Consider the following 16,288-nt stretch of genomic DNA (forward strand, 5'->3'; position numbering starts at 1 on the left):
CTTTGTTTCCTCGAAAAGGGCATAAGGTTATGTTAAACTTTTGATAAATTCATTTAATGAAATAGCACACTTTATTGTACCTGTGTTGAAAAAGTTAAATTTTTTTATGATGCTTTTTATCATAGGCATTTTCTTCCTATGTAAGTGTTTCCATGAAAAGAAAGTAATCCCTTTTTGAAATTAAAAAGGATGCATTTAACTGCATCCTAAAAATAATTTTTTTATTTTTTCTTCTTTTTAAATCTTTCTTTGAAATCTAGAACAATTGTCACCTTTGAAAATAATGCTTTGAGCAATTGCTCTTTTAAAGAGAAGGCTTCTTCATGAAATCCTTTTTCTTCTAAGAGCGCAACTAAATCCTCCAAAACATCTTGTCCTGCACCAAAAGTGGCTTTAGTAGCATTTTGAGTAAAGTAAACATCTTTGAGTTGGTCCCAATTTCTAAAGCGAACTAAATCATCACTATCTACAATATTAAATCGTTCACGAATAAAATTTGAAAAAATCTCAAGAGATTCTTTTCCAGCTTTGGACCTTCCAAAATCTAAAGAAACATTGTGACGTTCCTTTGCTAGTAGGATTTTTTCTCCAGCTCTTTCAAGATTTTTGATAACTGACATATCGTGAAAACTGCGTCTGTTCCATGCCCCATAGTCATAAACTAGATATAGGCTTGAATATGATTGTTCGTGAAAAGTGCTCATTGTGGTAACTTTAACAATGTTGTCATCTAGACATATATCGGATTTCTGATAAGAGTTCCAATCAATAAAATTGGAGAAAATAATCAATCTGTTATCAGAAAATTGTGGTTTGTTAAGTCCTGTTTGAAATTCAATCGTTAATCCGTTATGAATGTAAGTCTCCATAGAATTACCCCCAGTTTTTTTACAATTTTAGCATAAAATTTTAAGCGGGGGGATAATAATGTCTTTAATTAGCTTTTAAATAGTCATTCTTAAGTTCTTTGATTTTAGATGATAGTAAAAGTGATTGTACATTTTCATCCATGAGCCTTGAAGCAAATAAGTCGAAATAAGGATTTGGAGCTGTTGTGTAATACAAAACTTCGAATTTTTGGCTTCTTTCGTTGAAGACGCGAGAAATACTTTCTCCAAGTAATTTAGAAGGGTTAATGATGGAACATTGTGGTCCATAAAATTCTTTGATTTCTTCTTCTAAAAGGGGATAATGTGTACAACCAAGAACTACGTATTTTCCTCGTTCCGTGCTTAAACCAACAAGTTGATTTGCAACGGTATTCTTTCTTGCTTCTTTTGAAAAATATTTGTCCGATTCAATCAGATGAACAAAAGAAGGACAACCGATTTCACGAACTGATTGTTCAGGTAGTTGATTTTTATAAGCATGGCTTTTTGCTGTTAAATTAGTTGCTAAAACATCTATTGTTTCTTTAATTTGTTTGGATTTAATATAATCTGTTGCAGCGTCTACAACGCTTAAAACAGGAATATTATAAATATGTTGCAGTAATTCTTTGGTGTAAACTGATGCAGTGTTACATGCTATAATGATGGTTTTAAAATCATATATATAAGATAATTGTTTGAAACAATTTAAAACACTAATAATAATTTGTTCTTTTGTTTTATCTCCATAGGGTGAGTTGGCACTGTCTGCTAAATAAACAAATTCTTCTTTAATATTATGTTTTTTTAATTCCCTTAAAACAGTTAATCCACCAACTCCAGAATCAAAAACAACGACTACTTTTGGCTTCCATTTCATTGCTATTCCTCGTTTCTGTCCCGAATACATTTATAAATAAGTTTTAAAAAAAAGGAAAATATCCTTAAATAATATTGAGTAGAAAAAAGTAAATTTTTCAGGAACATAATTTGATTTTATTAAAAGGATGCATTTATACTAAATTTAGATTAAGAAAATTATTTCGAAAAGGGGGATTATTTTGAATATAGGTGTATTTATGGAAGAGAAAAATAAGTTTTATCTGTATACGTTTTATAATTTTGTTGAAAAGTTACCTTTAGAATCTCTAGGGAATGCAATGGTATCACTGGAAAATGAGGGGTATTACACAATCACAGAAATCAAAAATAGAAAGATAAATCCACTAGACTTTTTTATAATTAGAGAAAATAAGATTTTAGAAAATCCTTTCGAATTAAGCACTTTACAGATGGCTAGCTTGTTTGGAGAAGCGACAAGGGAGTTTGAATTAGTAGACAACATAGTATACAAGGACCCTGAATTTAAAGAGTTTTCGGAGGAATTGATAAAGAAAGGGTTTTATCGAGCGGATAACATTAATTTTAAAAGAGCGATGATGAGGGACAAATTTGAAAGAAGAAATAAAAGAACAATTTAAAAGGTGGCGTTAAAAAATTTTCAAAAACGGAATTTAAAATAAAAACTATTTATTTTTTGATTAAAAAGAAAGAAAACACCAATCATAGTATTGGTGTTTTCTTGTTTATTTTACAAAGAACTCTTTGTTTTTTACGCTAACAGATAACTTTGTTATATTATCAGATTCAATTAACTTGTCGGCAATAAGTGTTTTCAATTTATCAATTTCACGTTTCATTGGTCGAGCGCCCATTTCAACGTCATACCCTTTTTCTGCAAGTAATTCAATCGTAGATTTACTTAACTTTAATTCAATTCCTTTGGTAGCTAATTTTTGAATTAATCCATCGGAAAATTTCTTAGCAATGTCTATCATGTTTTCTTTAGTTAAGCGATTAAATACCATAACATCATCAATACGATTAATAAACTCTGGGCGATAGTGGTCTTTTAGTCTTGCTTTGACTTTTTTCTCAAGTTCTTGTTCAGGAGTTGTTTCCTCAGTGTCGTAGCCTAATGCTGTTTTTTTAGAACCATATAAGTCACTACCCACATTTGAAGTCATAATGAAAATACAGTTTTTCGCATCAATAGTGCGACCTTTAGCATCCGTGATACGTCCTTCGTCGAAAAGCTGCAAGAATAAATCTGTTACTTCTGGATGTGCTTTTTCTACTTCATCGAAAAGAACGACACTATAAGGATTTTGACGAATTCCTTTTGTTAATTTCCCCTCGTCTTCATATCCAACATAACCTGGTGGGGAGCCAATTAACTGAGAAACAGTGTGTTTTTCTTTGTACTCACTCATATCAAGACGAATAAGTTTATTTTCATCGCCTAAAAGAAGCGTTGTTAAAGCTTTTGTTAATTCAGTTTTCCCTACACCCGAAGGTCCTAACATCATGAATACGCCTATTGGTCTATTATCATCTTTTAAGCCAAGGTGATTTCTCTTAATGGCTTTGGCAAGAGTTTCAATCGATTTATCTTGTCCTTTGACATGTTGTTTAAGTTCGATTTCTAAAGAACGTAATTTTTCTACTTCTTTTTTCGATAATTCTTTTGTAGGAATGCCTGTCCATTGATTTAAAACGTGCGCTAGGTCATCTTTGCTAATTACGTTAGCTTTTCGTTTGCTAGTTTCTTTGCGTTTTAAAGTTTTGTGTAAACTTTGTTCTTTGTTAATTAATTTTTTTGCTTCCTCGAAATTATCTGAACTTAAAACTGTTTCTTTTTCTTTATCAACGTTGATAATATTGCTCTGTGTCGCTTTTACGGTTTCTTCGATGTCCGTGTTAAGAAGACTTCTATGTGCACATGCTTCGTCAATTAAATCGATAGCCTTATCAGGTAACATTCTATCATTTACGTATTTTTCAGTAAGAGCTACCGCTTCGTAAATCATTTCGTCCGGAATTGTTACATCATGGAACTTTTCATAATTGTTTTTTAGTCCTCGAAGAATTTCAATGCTATTTTCAACAGTAGGTTGACTAACTACGACTTTTTGCAACCTTCTTTCTAAAGCTCGGTCTTTCTCAATATGAATTCTATATTCATCGAAAGTAGTTGCACCGATAATTTGAATTTCTCCTCTAGAAAGGGCGGGCTTTAACATTTGAGCTCCATCCATACTTCCATCTGAACCACTTCCCATAATAGTATGGAATTCATCTAAAAATAGTATGATGTCTTTTCTTTCTCTTGCCTCTTCTATAATCTTTTTTAGTCTGTCTTCAAATTCTCCACGAAACTTTGTCCCAGCTATTAAATTTCCAACAGGAATAGAAATGATTTTTTTGTCTCTTAGATTAGAAGGAACTTCTCCGCTAGCTATTTTTTCCGCAATTCCTTCAACAATAGCAGTTTTTCCAACACCTGGTTCGCCTACTAAAATCGGATTATTCTTAGTACGACGTTTTAAAATTCTAAGTGTATTTTCAATTTCTATGCTTCTTCCAATTAAAGGGTCCAATTGTTTTTTGCGGGCTTTCTCTGTTAAGTCAAAACCGAATTGAAGCGCAAATATTGGCTTGTTTTCCGTAGATGAAGCGGTAGTTTTTAAAGAATTAGGACTTTCTTGTTTAATAGAAAGAGAGATTTTTTCTAAGAACTCAACCTTTTCTTTTCCCTTTAATTTGAGTTCGCCACTTTCTAATTTCACTCGTAAGCAATGAGCGCAAATATGAAGGGGTTGCCCGTTCATGTTCGTAATTTTTTGTAGAGTATATCTTTCTTCGCAAACTTGACAAATAAACTGTTCCATATTAGTTAACCTCCATCTATATTAATTGGTTGCATTTAACGTACATTACGAAAGGAGCTATATATATGGTTAATCTGTTGGTAGGATTAATCTCTTCAATTTTGATATTAATTTTGTTTTCATTTTTGGAGAGAAAAAGAGTTTCTCATATCGGGAAAACAAAATACTTATTTATTTTAATCGTTACGTTTTCTGCGTATATATCAGACGCTACAAATGACCTATTCATTTGGACATTGTGGTTGTTGATGTTCTATACAGTGTTAGACGACCTGAAAACTCAAACAATCTTTACTCCTATTTATTTAGTTGTTATAACTTGCTTGTTCTTTAAGGGTCATACGATTGAAGAGTTCATATATGCCGTAATATTATTTGTGATTTTCCTATTATTTTCTAAGAAAACAAAAGAAACCTTTTTTTCTATAGGTGACTGCTTTGTTATTTTTGCACTGGTTTTTTGGATGGGGAAATTGGCTACTGTAGCGTTGTTACTTGCTGCTATTTTAGCAGGTGCGATATTGCCAATAATAAGCATGTCGTCGAAAGGTAAAAAGGAATACTATCCGTTTTCTGTTTTCCTTGTGATTTCTTCAATTATTGTTCTAAGTAATTGGCATGTAGGAATGATTATAATTGTAGGATTTATTATGAATTTCATCATGTTATGTTTGAAGTTATGTTCCTTTTTAAAAAGAAAAAGGGAAAGTGAAAAACTTTGATATCCAATAAAATAAAAAAGGATTTGCAATATCTTTCCACAATAAAAGGGGAGAAGAAAACCACAATTAATGGAGGGCATTAAAATGGAATTAGTGACACTGAGAGTAAAAACGAAATCTATCCCTAATAAAATTGGGTCTGCAATTGCTGGTATGACTAAAGAAGGTAAAAGTGTTGTTCTACAATGTATCGGTAATGGTGCGATTGGACAAGCTACTAAGGCTATCGCAATTGCAAATAAATTCGTATCAAAAGAAGGATTTAAATTTATTTCTGAGCCAGTATTTATCGATTTAGAAATTGATGGAAAAGAACGTACAGGTATGAAACTTCTTCTTTCAACGGTTGAAGCTCCTGTTCAAGAATCAAACGAATAAAAAAAGAGCACAAATTCTGTGCTCTTTTTTTATTCCTCTGTTTTTTCTGAATTTGAAGATTTAATTTCTGTTTGGCTAGATATTTCAGGATTTTCTTCAACATGTTCAACTGTTTCAGTATTTTGATTTATGTCTTCGGTTTTTGAATCAGTATCTTTTAAAACAGTATTCTCATCTTTTTCTATTGGGTATGTATTTTCATCGCTATTTAAGAAATTCTCAGCAACTAATTTATCTTTTTTTTCTATGTTAATATCAGAGATATCATCTTCTAATGTAAAAATAGTGGATTGTTCATTTTCCACTTGAATTACTTCTCTACTAATTGTTTCATCAACATTTTCTGAATGCTGAAGAGGTGATTCGGAATTTAAGAAAACTTCAGCTTCTTCTTGTTTTTGTTTTAATTTTGCTTCTCTCTTTTTTTGTATTAAATCCACAATTTTTATATAATCTTCGTTGTTAGGATAATTCTGCGGAATTTCGTTCAAATAATCAAAGTCCTGATGTCTTTTTAATACATCTTCTACAATGTGTTCGCCCGGATATTTAGGGTCGGTTCCCGGTAGAAATAATGCAGGGTGAGGTTGATTCATGGTTTGTTGTTGAGTTTGGTTAGAGAAATCATTGTTTTCTTCTGTTCTAGTTTCGTCTGGTGAAAATGGTTGTTCATTATTAAGTGGTGGTGTGGTAGATTCTGGTCTTTTAAAACTATCACTTTCTTCTTCGGAATAAACTTCAAATAAACCTATATAATCCGAGCGCAGAAAAGCTCTGTCATATCCACGTTTAAAAGCCATTGTCGGTTTAATTCCCTTTGACCAACCTTTCGTATTCTCATTATTAGATTCTCCGATTTCATATGAAATCTCACCATCTGGAAATTCTACGGAACACAAATATATAACATTTCCCGGATTAGATATTTGAACCTGTAATTCTGGTTTTAAGAATTTTGCCCCAGTAAACTTTCTAAGAAGCAAAACCGCTTCGTGTTTCATTATGATGTTTCCATCCATTGTGGTCCAAGTATGTTTAGCAATATCAATGACTTCATTTATCTTTTTTGTATTTCCATCTTTGCCTATTAATTCTCTTTCGAATATTTCAAAATTAGACATTTTGAATTCCCCTTCCTAATGTAGACTTTTACGTATAATGCAATGTATATTATATAGAGAATGAAGAAAAGATGGTTAAAAAATAAAAATTAGTTTTTTTTCACACAAAAAAAATTATTACGTTAAAATAAAGAAAAAAAAGCAGAAAAAGGAGAATTTATTATGTTATTAAATAATTTCCAAAAAACAGTGGTAGAAATGGCAACATCTAAGGCGAAGGTTGGTATTTTAAAAGATAAATTACATCAAGCAGTTATTAGAAATGATTTTGAAGCTGTAAAAGAAATTAAAGAACAACTAGTTGGATTTGTAGAGGTAAACCTTGATGGATACGGCGAAAGGGGTTCTGGTAAAACTTCAGGTACAATTGAGGCAGCAACAATGGCTGGACTTGCAGCGTTATATATTAACCCAGCTCAATGGGTAGATAATGCTGATGCAGTAGGTATGCCTAAAGTAATTGAAGTTAACGGAAAAAAAGTAACTAAAAACATGGTTCGAGACTTTTTCCCTCAATTGAAATTAGATGAAAATGGGGAAAGAATGATTCGCGAAGACGGCGGATATGTAATTGACTTCGAAGCTGTTAAAGAATACATCGCTAACTATGAAGACCTAATGGTTATTTATAAAGGAGATGTTAATCAGTGTCCAGGACTAGTTGTAATTTGGGATGAATTTAACCGAATCGTTGCTCAAGACGTGCAACAACTTATGTATTCAGTGATGCTGAATCATAAAATAGGTGATTATGCATTCCCGAAAGGAAGCTTCTTTGTTGCTTTAACGAATCCAAATACGGGTGATTATAATGTATCATCAATTATGGAAGAGGAAGCGATGAAAGATAGATTCTGTCACGTACAAGTTGAAAATAGCATAAACATTTTCAACGGATACATGATTAAAAATAAATTCCACTGGTCAATCAAGGCTTTAGCAAATGCTAATCCTGAAACAGTTCAACCAGTTGGTGAAGATTATGATTTAAACATTAAACCTTCTAACCGTTCAATGGAAATGATGTCATCTTTACTAAATTTCACTAACATTGAAACATCGTTAGAAAATGGTGATTTCCTAGAAGTTGTTGCAGGATTATTAGGAACTATATATGCTGCACGATTATCTGAAATTATGGAAAAAGGTGCAGAAAAAGTACCAACGGGTGAAGAAATCATTACTAAATATGATGAATTCCGAGAAATGGTACAAGCTGCAAAAAATGAAAATCGTCAAGATTATTTAAATCAGGCGAAAGAAAACTTCTTAAGTATTATGACAGAGCCTGAAACAATTGAGAAGTACGAAATGAGAGCTACAAAAAAATCAGATGGTACGGTAATCATTCCAGATAGCTTGGATAATGTTTTTAAATTCTTCCAAGACGTTCCGGCTGAATTCCGAGTAGCGATGGTGAAACAATTTGTGGAGATACCAAAGGTACATCCTGTAATTGCATTGCATCAGGAACTATACAATTTGGTTAAAGAAGATATTAAGCGCTCTAATCAAAAAGGTAAAGCTAAATCTGAGGCAAGCGTACAATTAAGCAAGTAAAAATAAACTATATGAAAGCCGATTGTATTGCACAATCGGCTTTATTACAATAAGAACAAACAAAAAAGGAGAAAAAAGATGATGACAAATAAAAAATTCAAGTTTTCGAAATTATATTTTGCTGCATTAAATTTAAATAAAAAACCATATACAGCGGACAAAGAACTTACTGAAGAAGAAAAAGAAGCGATGATAAAACAAGTGGAAAAAGATTTGAAAATTGCTATGAGGGAAGCTAATGCTCTTTTAAGCGACGATTTGGTATATTTGATTAGAAAGCAAGGATTCTTTGCGTCTATTGCAGTAGATATGAAAAAAGTTGTAACGATGGAAGTTCCAATTGCAGCGGTGAATGTTTTAAATGCAATCTCGCATTTATACATCAATCCTATTACATACCCGAATCTTGAGAAGAAAGAAAGAATAGCTGTTCTTATACATGAAATTTTACACTTAGCTTTATTCCATGTATTCCGTTACCTAGATTTACCAGATGATGAAAAACATCATTATTTATGGAACTTAGCTTGTGATTGTGCAATCAACCAGTTAATTCCAAACAATAACGAAATCGCTCTTCCAAAAGGAGCTATCTTCCCTGAAACATTTAAACAATGGGGAATTGATGTACCAAAAGGATTATCTGCTGAAGAATATTATGAGTTCTTAAAAGATAATCAAGATAAAATCCCAGAAGATATGAATGGCGGCATGGATAACGAAGATGGTGAAGGTGAAGGGAAAGATGGAAACGGAAGTCCAAATCAAAACGGTGGAGGAAACAAGCAAGGTAAAGGTAAATATAAAAACTGGCATAAAAAATGGGGAGAAACAAAAGGAAGTAAAAAAATTAATGAAGCTGCTGTTAAAAACAGTGTACGTAAAGCTTACACAAGAGAAGCAGGTTCAATTCCAGGAAACCTGAAAAGAGTAATTGAAGAAATTATAGAAAGTAAAATTCCTTGGACTCAGATGTTTTCTAAATATACCGCTAAGTATTTGAAAGCAAGTTACCTTACTACTTTTAAAAGAGAAAGTAGAAGATTAGGTGCGCTAGCTAAAGGTCGAAGACAAAAAAGAAAGTTATCGGTAGTTCTTATTGCAGATACATCAATGTCAATTGGAGATGAAAATTTAGCACAGTTTTCAGGTCATATGTTAAAAATTTGGAAGTCGGGTGTGAAAGTTACAGTAATTGAGGCAGATGCAGAAATCACAGACGTTTACGAATTTAAGGGTAAACTTAGCAGAGTTAACTATTCTGGTGGAGGAGGAACATCGTTTATTCCGCCATTTGAATACATTCAAAAAGAAAGAATGGAAATTGATTTGGTAATCTACCTAACAGATGGTTATGGTGATGCACCAGAGAAGTTCAATATCCCAACTATTTGGTGCTTAGTTCCAGATGGTAAAAAGCCTTCAACACCTGGTGGTGGAGAAGTCAAATGGGGTGATGTTGTGAAAATGAACTAATAATAGAAAGTAAATCAAAAAGCGGCTGTATGAGCCGCTTTTTTTATTTACGTTTGAAAAGCTTAGTTAAAAATGGGAAGAAAAGATAAATCAAAATTAATAATACAGCAAAGCTGAATACCAAGACATAAGGAGTAGGGTTGGTATGAAATTGAAATTTATCTCTCAGTTCCAATACTACTTTACCCTTTACTGATTCATAAGGGAATTTTCCGTAAACGCGACTATCTGAACTATTATTTCTATTATCGCCCATAGCGAATATTTCATTTTTATTTACTTTGTAACTAATATCAGCTGGGATATCCATTGATTCTTTTATATAATCTTCTTTTTGTAATTTTCCATTAATAAAAAATTGAGGTGTATATCCATTTTTTTCATTAGGAGCAACGAAATCTAATACATCCCCTGGTGTGCCTATTACTCTTTTAATGATGTATTTAGTTTCTTTTTTTGTCACTAATTTTACAATAACAACGTCACCGTGTTTAGGTGTAGTAAAGTTGTAACTAAGTTTATCAGTTATAAGAAAATCCTTGTTTTGGAAAGAAGGAATCATTGAAGGACCGCTAACCAAATTAGTTTGAATAACATATGTTCGCAAAAATAATGCAATAATTAATCCTAATATTATAGGAAAAATAAAACTTGTGATGTACTTTTTAAAATGAGACGTAAAAATCCACTCCTAACTTAAAAAACACTACAAACGAGGTGATATAAATTGAATATATTTTTAACTGGCTCTAGTGCATTAACTCCGTTAGACAAATTTGAAATAAAAACTTATTTAGAAAACTATGTAGCACATCATAATATTCATGTAATGTGTTATCGCAGTTTAGAAAATGAAATTTTATCATTTTTTATCGAAAATGATGAATATGCTTCTCAACTTCACTTATATTCATTCCAACCAATGGATTCCCTTCCGGACAGTATTAAACATTCTATTCAATACTTAAGGGAAAAAGGAAGCTATTATAATTCATTCGGAATAGAAGATGTATTGATAAAACGTTCAGTTTTCGAAAATACATGGAGAAAAATGCTTGAAAACGCAGATTTAGTCATGTGTTTCTATAATGGTGACAAACCAACTGCCCTAATTCCTATAGATATAGCAGAAGAACAAGGAATAGATGCAATGACGTTTGAATTGCCTGGTTTTGATGAAACCAAATTAGACTTACCTATAGAACAAAAAGTAAAAGTCGTTGAAAAGAAAGAAAAGCAAACTAGCTAGAATGAGCTAATCTGCTTGCAGCAGAAGCAATAATAGCACAAACTAAATCATCAATGAAGGTTGAACATACGCCTTCTTTTTTTCCATCAAGTTCTTTGATAATCCCAGGTTTCGTTTTGTCTAAGAAACCAAAATTCGTAAAGCCAATTGAACCATATATATTAACGATAGAAAGCGCTAAAATTTCGTCTATTCCATATAAACCTGCATCTGTTTCAATGATAGATTGTATGGGTTCTCTAAATTGTTTTTCTTCAACTAGTCTATCAATTTCTATTCCTGTTAAAATAGCGTGTTGTGCTTCTCGTTTACTTAATACTGCTAGAATGTTTTCTACGCATATGGAACGTGTTAAATTCGGGTAATAATCTTTCTGAATTTCTAATAAAATATCAGCCATTTTTTCTAGAGTTGCACCTTTTTCTTCTAATAGTTGAATACAAAGTTCTTTCATATCTTATAAACACTCCTTTCTTTAAATGTGTTTTATCTTTGAGAATCGGATAAAATTGTTTGTTCTTTATCTAATATAGGATTCGTACAAAATTTCAAGAAATTTAATATTAAGTGTTGAAAAATAGACAATGAATTTCACTTTTTATAAGGATGGGTGATAAAATGAAAACATTTATAATTTCTTTGATTCGAATGTTTATTGTGGGAGGGGCTTCTCTCGCGTTAGTCTTATATCAAATTGATAACTATTTAAAGTCATCATACGGGATAGAAAATATATATATCTTAGTATTTGTTTGTTCCTTTATTCCGCTTTTATTCACTTTGACTGTAGAATTTTACTGTTGGTTTGGTAGAAGAGATAAGCAAAAGAAAATTAATGATACAGTTTATTTAAAAGAAACAATCACAAAAAAGCCCTTAACTAGATAATTCTAAGTTAAGGGTTTTTTTATTGAAATTTAATATTACAGTAGGACATAAGTGTTCCTTTAATTCTTCTATGTCCACATTTATATAGTCATCTAATGCCTTATATTCTCCCTTTTCAACAATAGCGAGTCTATTTGTTTGAGGTTGCCTTTTAAAGATTTGTTTTTCTGAGAAATAAATAGCATGCTTAAAGGCTTCTTCTGCTCCAGGGTGTAGTAGAAAATAAAATTTCATATCTTCAAAAAAAGTTAGTTTTTCTTCATGGCTTTTTTCGTCATATAAGTCTTTATAAAGAATAATAAGTTCCATATCTATATCTGAATGACTTTTTTTAAACCATTCAATTACAGAGCAAAAAAGAATAGGTTCTCTTAAAAAGGGGATTTTCAATTGGCTATTCATTGATTTGAGAATAGACCTTGTTGTTGAGTCCAGAATCTTTTCATACATAGGATGCGTAAAAAATATATAATCTGGATAATAATCATCTGTTAAATTAGCTAATTTTTTAGGCGTTCTATTAATTAATCCCATTTTATGTGAGAGTAAAAAGTTATGAAATGAACCTTTGAATGCTAGGTTTTTAATTTTTTCTTTCAATTGAGAAGCTAACAAAAACACCTTGTAGTGATTTGACTTTTGTAACCATTCAATTTCTTTCATTAGTCTTGCTTGTTCACTTTCGTCGATGCATTCATCAATGTGCTTGAATATGTCCTTTAATAGCATATCATTTTTATTGTCACTTTCTTCTGATGCTATTTCCCAATTAGTAGGGAAATGTGGAATAGCAACTGGATAAGAAAAGAATGAGTCATAACTTGTTACAGATTGAACATTGAATGTATGAAAATATTCAATATCTGAATCCTTAAAAGGTATTTTAGGAATATCACTTACCGTTTTTTCAGTGAAAAAATCAATAATTTTTTCGTTTTTTCGGTACCAAATTTCAAATCCTAATCTTTCGAAGTAATCGAAAGCTTCTTCGTTTAAGAAGGGTATATGTTGAGCATGTACTATATCAGACAGACGTTTAACTGTGTTGTATTCGAGGTTATTTCTTGAAACAAATAGAAAAGGGATTTTATTGTTAGAGAAAGGCATAAAACATTGCATTTCTGTAGTTAACATTAGGTTAATATTGTACTCTTTAGACAAATGTATCCATTTATGTTTATTAACAGGTTTTTGATGTTGTTCTGCTAAGACTAGAGTGCCAATATTCCTTTTATTTGCTTCTTTGAATATTTCTTGAATATGTGCATTTGGGATGCAATATTCATATTTGTTAATTGTTACTTTATCGCAAATAAACATTGGAATATCTCCCTTTTTTAATACTTTTACTAAGATTATTATACTGATTTTTCAAATCAATTACTTATTATTTCATGAAAAAGTGAAGGTTTTTAAACTAAAATTAAAAAAGGATAGATAATTGAAATTGCGAGAGGGGGCAGGGTTAGAAATTAACCCGAAAAGATGACTATTACCTTTAAAGACGAAATACATAGACTCAAAAAAGCATCTTTACACTTCGATTTAGTTCCTTTAGATGAGGACGAAACCCCAAAATTAGATACATACTTTGGTGGTAAGCCATATGTTACAGATGAAATAGAAATTCATGAATGTAAAAATTGCAAAAAGAATATGGAATTTATTTGTCAGTTTATGATGCCTGTGAAAAATACAGAAAATAAAAAACTATATTCTTTTTATTACTGCTTTGATTGTGTCAAAGAAAGAGGCGAAGGAGCCTACGCAATAAACATATATACAAATCCTTCGTTAGATAAAATGATAAACACAATTGAATATCAATCAAATGTTCCATATAGTGATGTTAGGTTTTTCCCGGCTTATGAAATGCCTGAATGGGAATACTGTGAAGAAAGTAATCCTGAATTCATTAGAAAATTAGAATCTATGTATGGTGAAAAAGCATTCGATGTGTATATGCAATTGGAACAAAGAGTAAATGATTATGTAATTGATACAGGGTTTAAGTTAAAAGGATATCCAAGCTTTATAGACTTTGATGAAATACCTAAATGTTCAAAGTCAAATCAGTTAATGGAGCCTTTTATTCAAATGGAAAGTATTCCTGAATTAAATATGGATTGGTTAGGGAAAGATTCACATTTAATTTTATTTAAATCTCCACTGTATGACGAATTTGCATTACGTACTATTGATTTCCAAGAATTCGATGAATCTTTAGAAGAAGACATATTCGAAGACGCGGATGAGGATGACGATGTTATTAATATTTAAAAGGATGGACAATTAGTCCATCCTTATTTTGTTTTGTCTATGATTTTTCGTTCGACTTCTATGAATTTTCCATCTTTGTAAACCTTTTTAACGCTTATGTAAGGCTTATAATAACTAGGATACATGTTTGCATCATCTAAATATATTTTTTCATAAATGAAAAGGTTGTTTGCATCTTTATGGGCACTGTCAAAGATGTTTTCTGTAGTGTAAATCTTTTTCACTTCCCCATTTTTATCAATTTGAAAAACATATCCATGTTCATTTTTTTTCTCAATTTTGTTGTTCTTTTCAGGTAGTTCAGTGAATTCATAGGCTACAAAGAGGGTTTTATCTCCGGAACGATAAATTTTATCTGTTTCTTTTAATGAAGTAATAATTGTTGGAATGCTTGAAGTATGGATTAACTCCTTCTTGTTTGTTTTTGCATTCACTATGTATATGTCTTTAGAAGCTCCAGTAGTTTCAATTTTAAGTTCTTTACTAGAACTAGGAACAATAGTTATGTCATTAGAAACACGTATACTATTTTTCGGATTTTGTATATTCATAGAAGAATTTGTTTCCTTATCGTTCTGGATGAAAAACCAATAATATGTAAACGATAATAATAGTACAAAAAACAAAAAGATTATAGAAATAAAAGTTTTTTTACTCAAAAAAATCATCCTCCTTAAAACTAATTAAGTTTACGACATAAGGTACATAAAATCACTTATTTTCTTTAATTTAATGTCGTTATTCCATAGGGGAGGGATTTTATGTTAAGCATTGTTATTATCATAGCGGCTATTTTATTCGTTGTTACAGCCAATATAGTATATAAGAAACTACAGGAAATGGGGGTAATTTCTACAAAATATCATCCATATACAAATGAAAAAACAAAAGAGTTTTATTGGGAATTTATTAGGGTGTATTTTTTTGTCACATGTACAATTGTTTTTCTAGTAAGTGGTTACTTTGTACTATTTATAGAATTACTTATTATAACGTTGTTGCAAATAATGGCTGCTTATACAATACACAAACAAGATAATTCTAATCACAAAGAAAAAATTGAAGTGATTTTTGATGAGAAGGATTTATTAGAACAAAAAGAGTTTCTCATGACTCTAAAAGAGAATGAACGAAAAAAAGTGGTAAATACAAAGAAATTGGTTTTTCACAATGATTATCTTTATTTTAGTAAACGTAGAAGAATCTTGACTCGTGAAAAAATGTACAAATATATTCATATCAGTAATATTAAGAAACAAGATAGGCTAATTATTATTAACTATGGCTTCTTAGGATTGCCCATGTTTAAGAAAAAGTTATATATTCCTAAGAAAAAAGAGAAGTCATTATTAAATATCTTACATAAAATTGAAAACAACAAAAGGAATGCCGGATTTTTTCAAAAAAAATCACAAAATAATAATAAATAAAATACAGAATAACCTTCCAAATTCAGAAAAAACGCCTTGTTTTTTGTGGATTCTGTATTTATAATTGAAATAACGATTAGATACGTGAGTAAATCCAGAAAAACAGGCGAATAAGGAGGGATGGAGCATCTTGCTCCGATTGAATGTACAGAAACATTAAGGGCATCGCTAAAGAATTAGGCATTAGAGGCTGGAGTTTGCTAATGGAAAATGATGATAGAATGTATATTTCAAAATTCGACCCAGTAGAGAAGCGGAATGATGATGAATATCGGGTATATTTCTTTATCACGGATGAAGGTATTCAAATTGTTAGAAGATTTGTCATGTACAGTTCGAAATATAAAGAGAATATTGAAACGGATAATAAATTCTATAAAGAAGCGGAATCGATTTTAAATACATACTATGAACGATATAAAAAAAATCATGAAAAAGTAAGCTAATACATAATTAAAAGGGATTTAAAATACATAACCGAAATACATAACCTATGAAATTCAGAAACTTGGAATCGTAATGCCAAGTTTTTTTCACACATTTTTTAAAACACTGTTAAAATTGACTTGTGTTTTAAGTGATGA

The 16,288-nt window shown here is 31.0% G+C and carries 17 protein-coding genes; 9 read left to right on the forward strand and 8 right to left on the reverse strand.

Going from position 1 to position 16,288, the window contains the following annotated elements:
• Window positions 1–221: 221 nt before the first annotated feature.
• Complete coding sequence (locus tag PDL00_RS01510) at window positions 222–869, reverse strand: hypothetical protein (RefSeq protein ID WP_270725693.1); 648 nt, start codon at window positions 867–869, stop codon at window positions 222–224.
• A 64-nt stretch (window positions 870–933) separates the two neighbouring features.
• The gene (gene murI / locus PDL00_RS01515) at window positions 934–1,749 is read right to left on the reverse strand and encodes a glutamate racemase (protein ID WP_270725695.1); all 816 of its coding nucleotides are present in this window, start codon (window positions 1,747–1,749) and stop codon (window positions 934–936) included.
• A 181-nt stretch (window positions 1,750–1,930) separates the two neighbouring features.
• Between murI and PDL00_RS01520 the strand changes: the two genes are divergently transcribed.
• Window positions 1,931–2,350, forward strand: a complete 420-nt coding sequence (locus tag PDL00_RS01520; protein ID WP_270725697.1) for a hypothetical protein — start codon at window positions 1,931–1,933, stop codon at window positions 2,348–2,350.
• Window positions 2,351–2,455: 105 nt separating this feature from the next.
• Here PDL00_RS01520 and PDL00_RS01525 read toward each other — a convergent pair whose 3' ends face one another.
• Window positions 2,456–4,600, reverse strand: coding sequence for an ATP-dependent Clp protease ATP-binding subunit (locus PDL00_RS01525; RefSeq protein ID WP_270725699.1), 2,145 nt, complete (start codon window positions 4,598–4,600; stop codon window positions 2,456–2,458).
• A 65-nt stretch (window positions 4,601–4,665) separates the two neighbouring features.
• Here PDL00_RS01525 and PDL00_RS01530 point away from each other — a divergent pair, with 65 nt between their 5' ends.
• On the forward strand, window positions 4,666–5,322 hold the full coding sequence (locus PDL00_RS01530; RefSeq protein WP_098517636.1) for a hypothetical protein: 657 nt from the start codon (window positions 4,666–4,668) through the stop codon (window positions 5,320–5,322).
• An 84-nt stretch (window positions 5,323–5,406) separates the two neighbouring features.
• Window positions 5,407–5,700: a stage V sporulation protein S gene (locus PDL00_RS01535; protein ID WP_270725701.1), complete on the forward strand. Its 294-nt coding sequence runs from the start codon at window positions 5,407–5,409 to the stop codon at window positions 5,698–5,700.
• A gap of 29 nt (window positions 5,701–5,729) precedes the next feature.
• Here PDL00_RS01535 and PDL00_RS01540 read toward each other — a convergent pair whose 3' ends face one another.
• Window positions 5,730–6,821, reverse strand: a complete 1,092-nt coding sequence (locus PDL00_RS01540) for a hypothetical protein (protein ID WP_270725703.1) — start codon at window positions 6,819–6,821, stop codon at window positions 5,730–5,732.
• A 162-nt stretch (window positions 6,822–6,983) separates the two neighbouring features.
• Here PDL00_RS01540 and PDL00_RS01545 point away from each other — a divergent pair, with 162 nt between their 5' ends.
• Both PDL00_RS01545 and PDL00_RS01550 read left to right on the forward strand, forming a co-directional pair.
• Complete coding sequence (locus PDL00_RS01545; protein ID WP_270725705.1) at window positions 6,984–8,381, forward strand: hypothetical protein; 1,398 nt, start codon at window positions 6,984–6,986, stop codon at window positions 8,379–8,381.
• 78 nt (window positions 8,382–8,459) lie between these two features.
• Window positions 8,460–9,857: a vWA domain-containing protein gene (locus PDL00_RS01550; protein WP_270725707.1), complete on the forward strand. Its 1,398-nt coding sequence runs from the start codon at window positions 8,460–8,462 to the stop codon at window positions 9,855–9,857.
• A gap of 43 nt (window positions 9,858–9,900) precedes the next feature.
• Here PDL00_RS01550 and lepB read toward each other — a convergent pair whose 3' ends face one another.
• The gene (lepB, locus tag PDL00_RS01555; protein ID WP_333563527.1) at window positions 9,901–10,542 is read right to left on the reverse strand and encodes a signal peptidase I; all 642 of its coding nucleotides are present in this window, start codon (window positions 10,540–10,542) and stop codon (window positions 9,901–9,903) included.
• Between the two features lie 42 nt (window positions 10,543–10,584).
• On the opposite strand from lepB, the gene PDL00_RS01560 reads away from it, so the two are divergent.
• The gene (locus PDL00_RS01560) at window positions 10,585–11,106 is read left to right on the forward strand and encodes a flagellar motor switch protein FliG (protein WP_098007391.1); all 522 of its coding nucleotides are present in this window, start codon (window positions 10,585–10,587) and stop codon (window positions 11,104–11,106) included.
• On the opposite strand, the gene PDL00_RS01565 is transcribed toward PDL00_RS01560, so the two are convergent.
• The gene (locus PDL00_RS01565; protein WP_098007390.1) at window positions 11,099–11,560 is read right to left on the reverse strand and encodes a phosphatidylglycerophosphatase A family protein; all 462 of its coding nucleotides are present in this window, start codon (window positions 11,558–11,560) and stop codon (window positions 11,099–11,101) included. The genes PDL00_RS01560 and PDL00_RS01565 overlap by 8 nt on opposite strands.
• Window positions 11,561–11,982: 422 nt before the next feature.
• Window positions 11,983–13,314: a hypothetical protein gene (locus PDL00_RS01570; protein ID WP_270725711.1), complete on the reverse strand. Its 1,332-nt coding sequence runs from the start codon at window positions 13,312–13,314 to the stop codon at window positions 11,983–11,985.
• 165 nt (window positions 13,315–13,479) lie between these two features.
• On the opposite strand from PDL00_RS01570, the gene PDL00_RS01575 reads away from it, so the two are divergent.
• The gene (locus PDL00_RS01575) at window positions 13,480–14,274 is read left to right on the forward strand and encodes a hypothetical protein (RefSeq protein WP_098007210.1); all 795 of its coding nucleotides are present in this window, start codon (window positions 13,480–13,482) and stop codon (window positions 14,272–14,274) included.
• A 23-nt stretch (window positions 14,275–14,297) separates the two neighbouring features.
• Here the strand turns inward: PDL00_RS01575 and PDL00_RS01580 are convergent, their stop codons facing one another.
• Entirely contained in the window at window positions 14,298–14,933 is a 636-nt protein-coding gene (locus PDL00_RS01580; RefSeq protein WP_270725714.1) for a hypothetical protein, read from the reverse strand.
• Between the two features lie 102 nt (window positions 14,934–15,035).
• Here PDL00_RS01580 and PDL00_RS01585 point away from each other — a divergent pair, with 102 nt between their 5' ends.
• Together PDL00_RS01585 and PDL00_RS01590 are read left to right on the forward strand one after the other, a co-directional pair.
• Window positions 15,036–15,704 (forward strand): hypothetical protein, encoded by a 669-nt coding sequence (locus PDL00_RS01585; protein WP_098517642.1) that lies wholly within the window; start codon window positions 15,036–15,038, stop codon window positions 15,702–15,704.
• A gap of 203 nt (window positions 15,705–15,907) precedes the next feature.
• Window positions 15,908–16,150: a hypothetical protein gene (locus PDL00_RS01590; protein ID WP_141462954.1), complete on the forward strand. Its 243-nt coding sequence runs from the start codon at window positions 15,908–15,910 to the stop codon at window positions 16,148–16,150.
• Window positions 16,151–16,288: the final 138 nt, after the last annotated feature.

Source organism: Bacillus cereus group sp. TH152-1LC (assembly GCF_027710505.1).
GTDB lineage: Bacteria > Bacillota > Bacilli > Bacillales > Bacillaceae_G > Bacillus_A > Bacillus_A mobilis.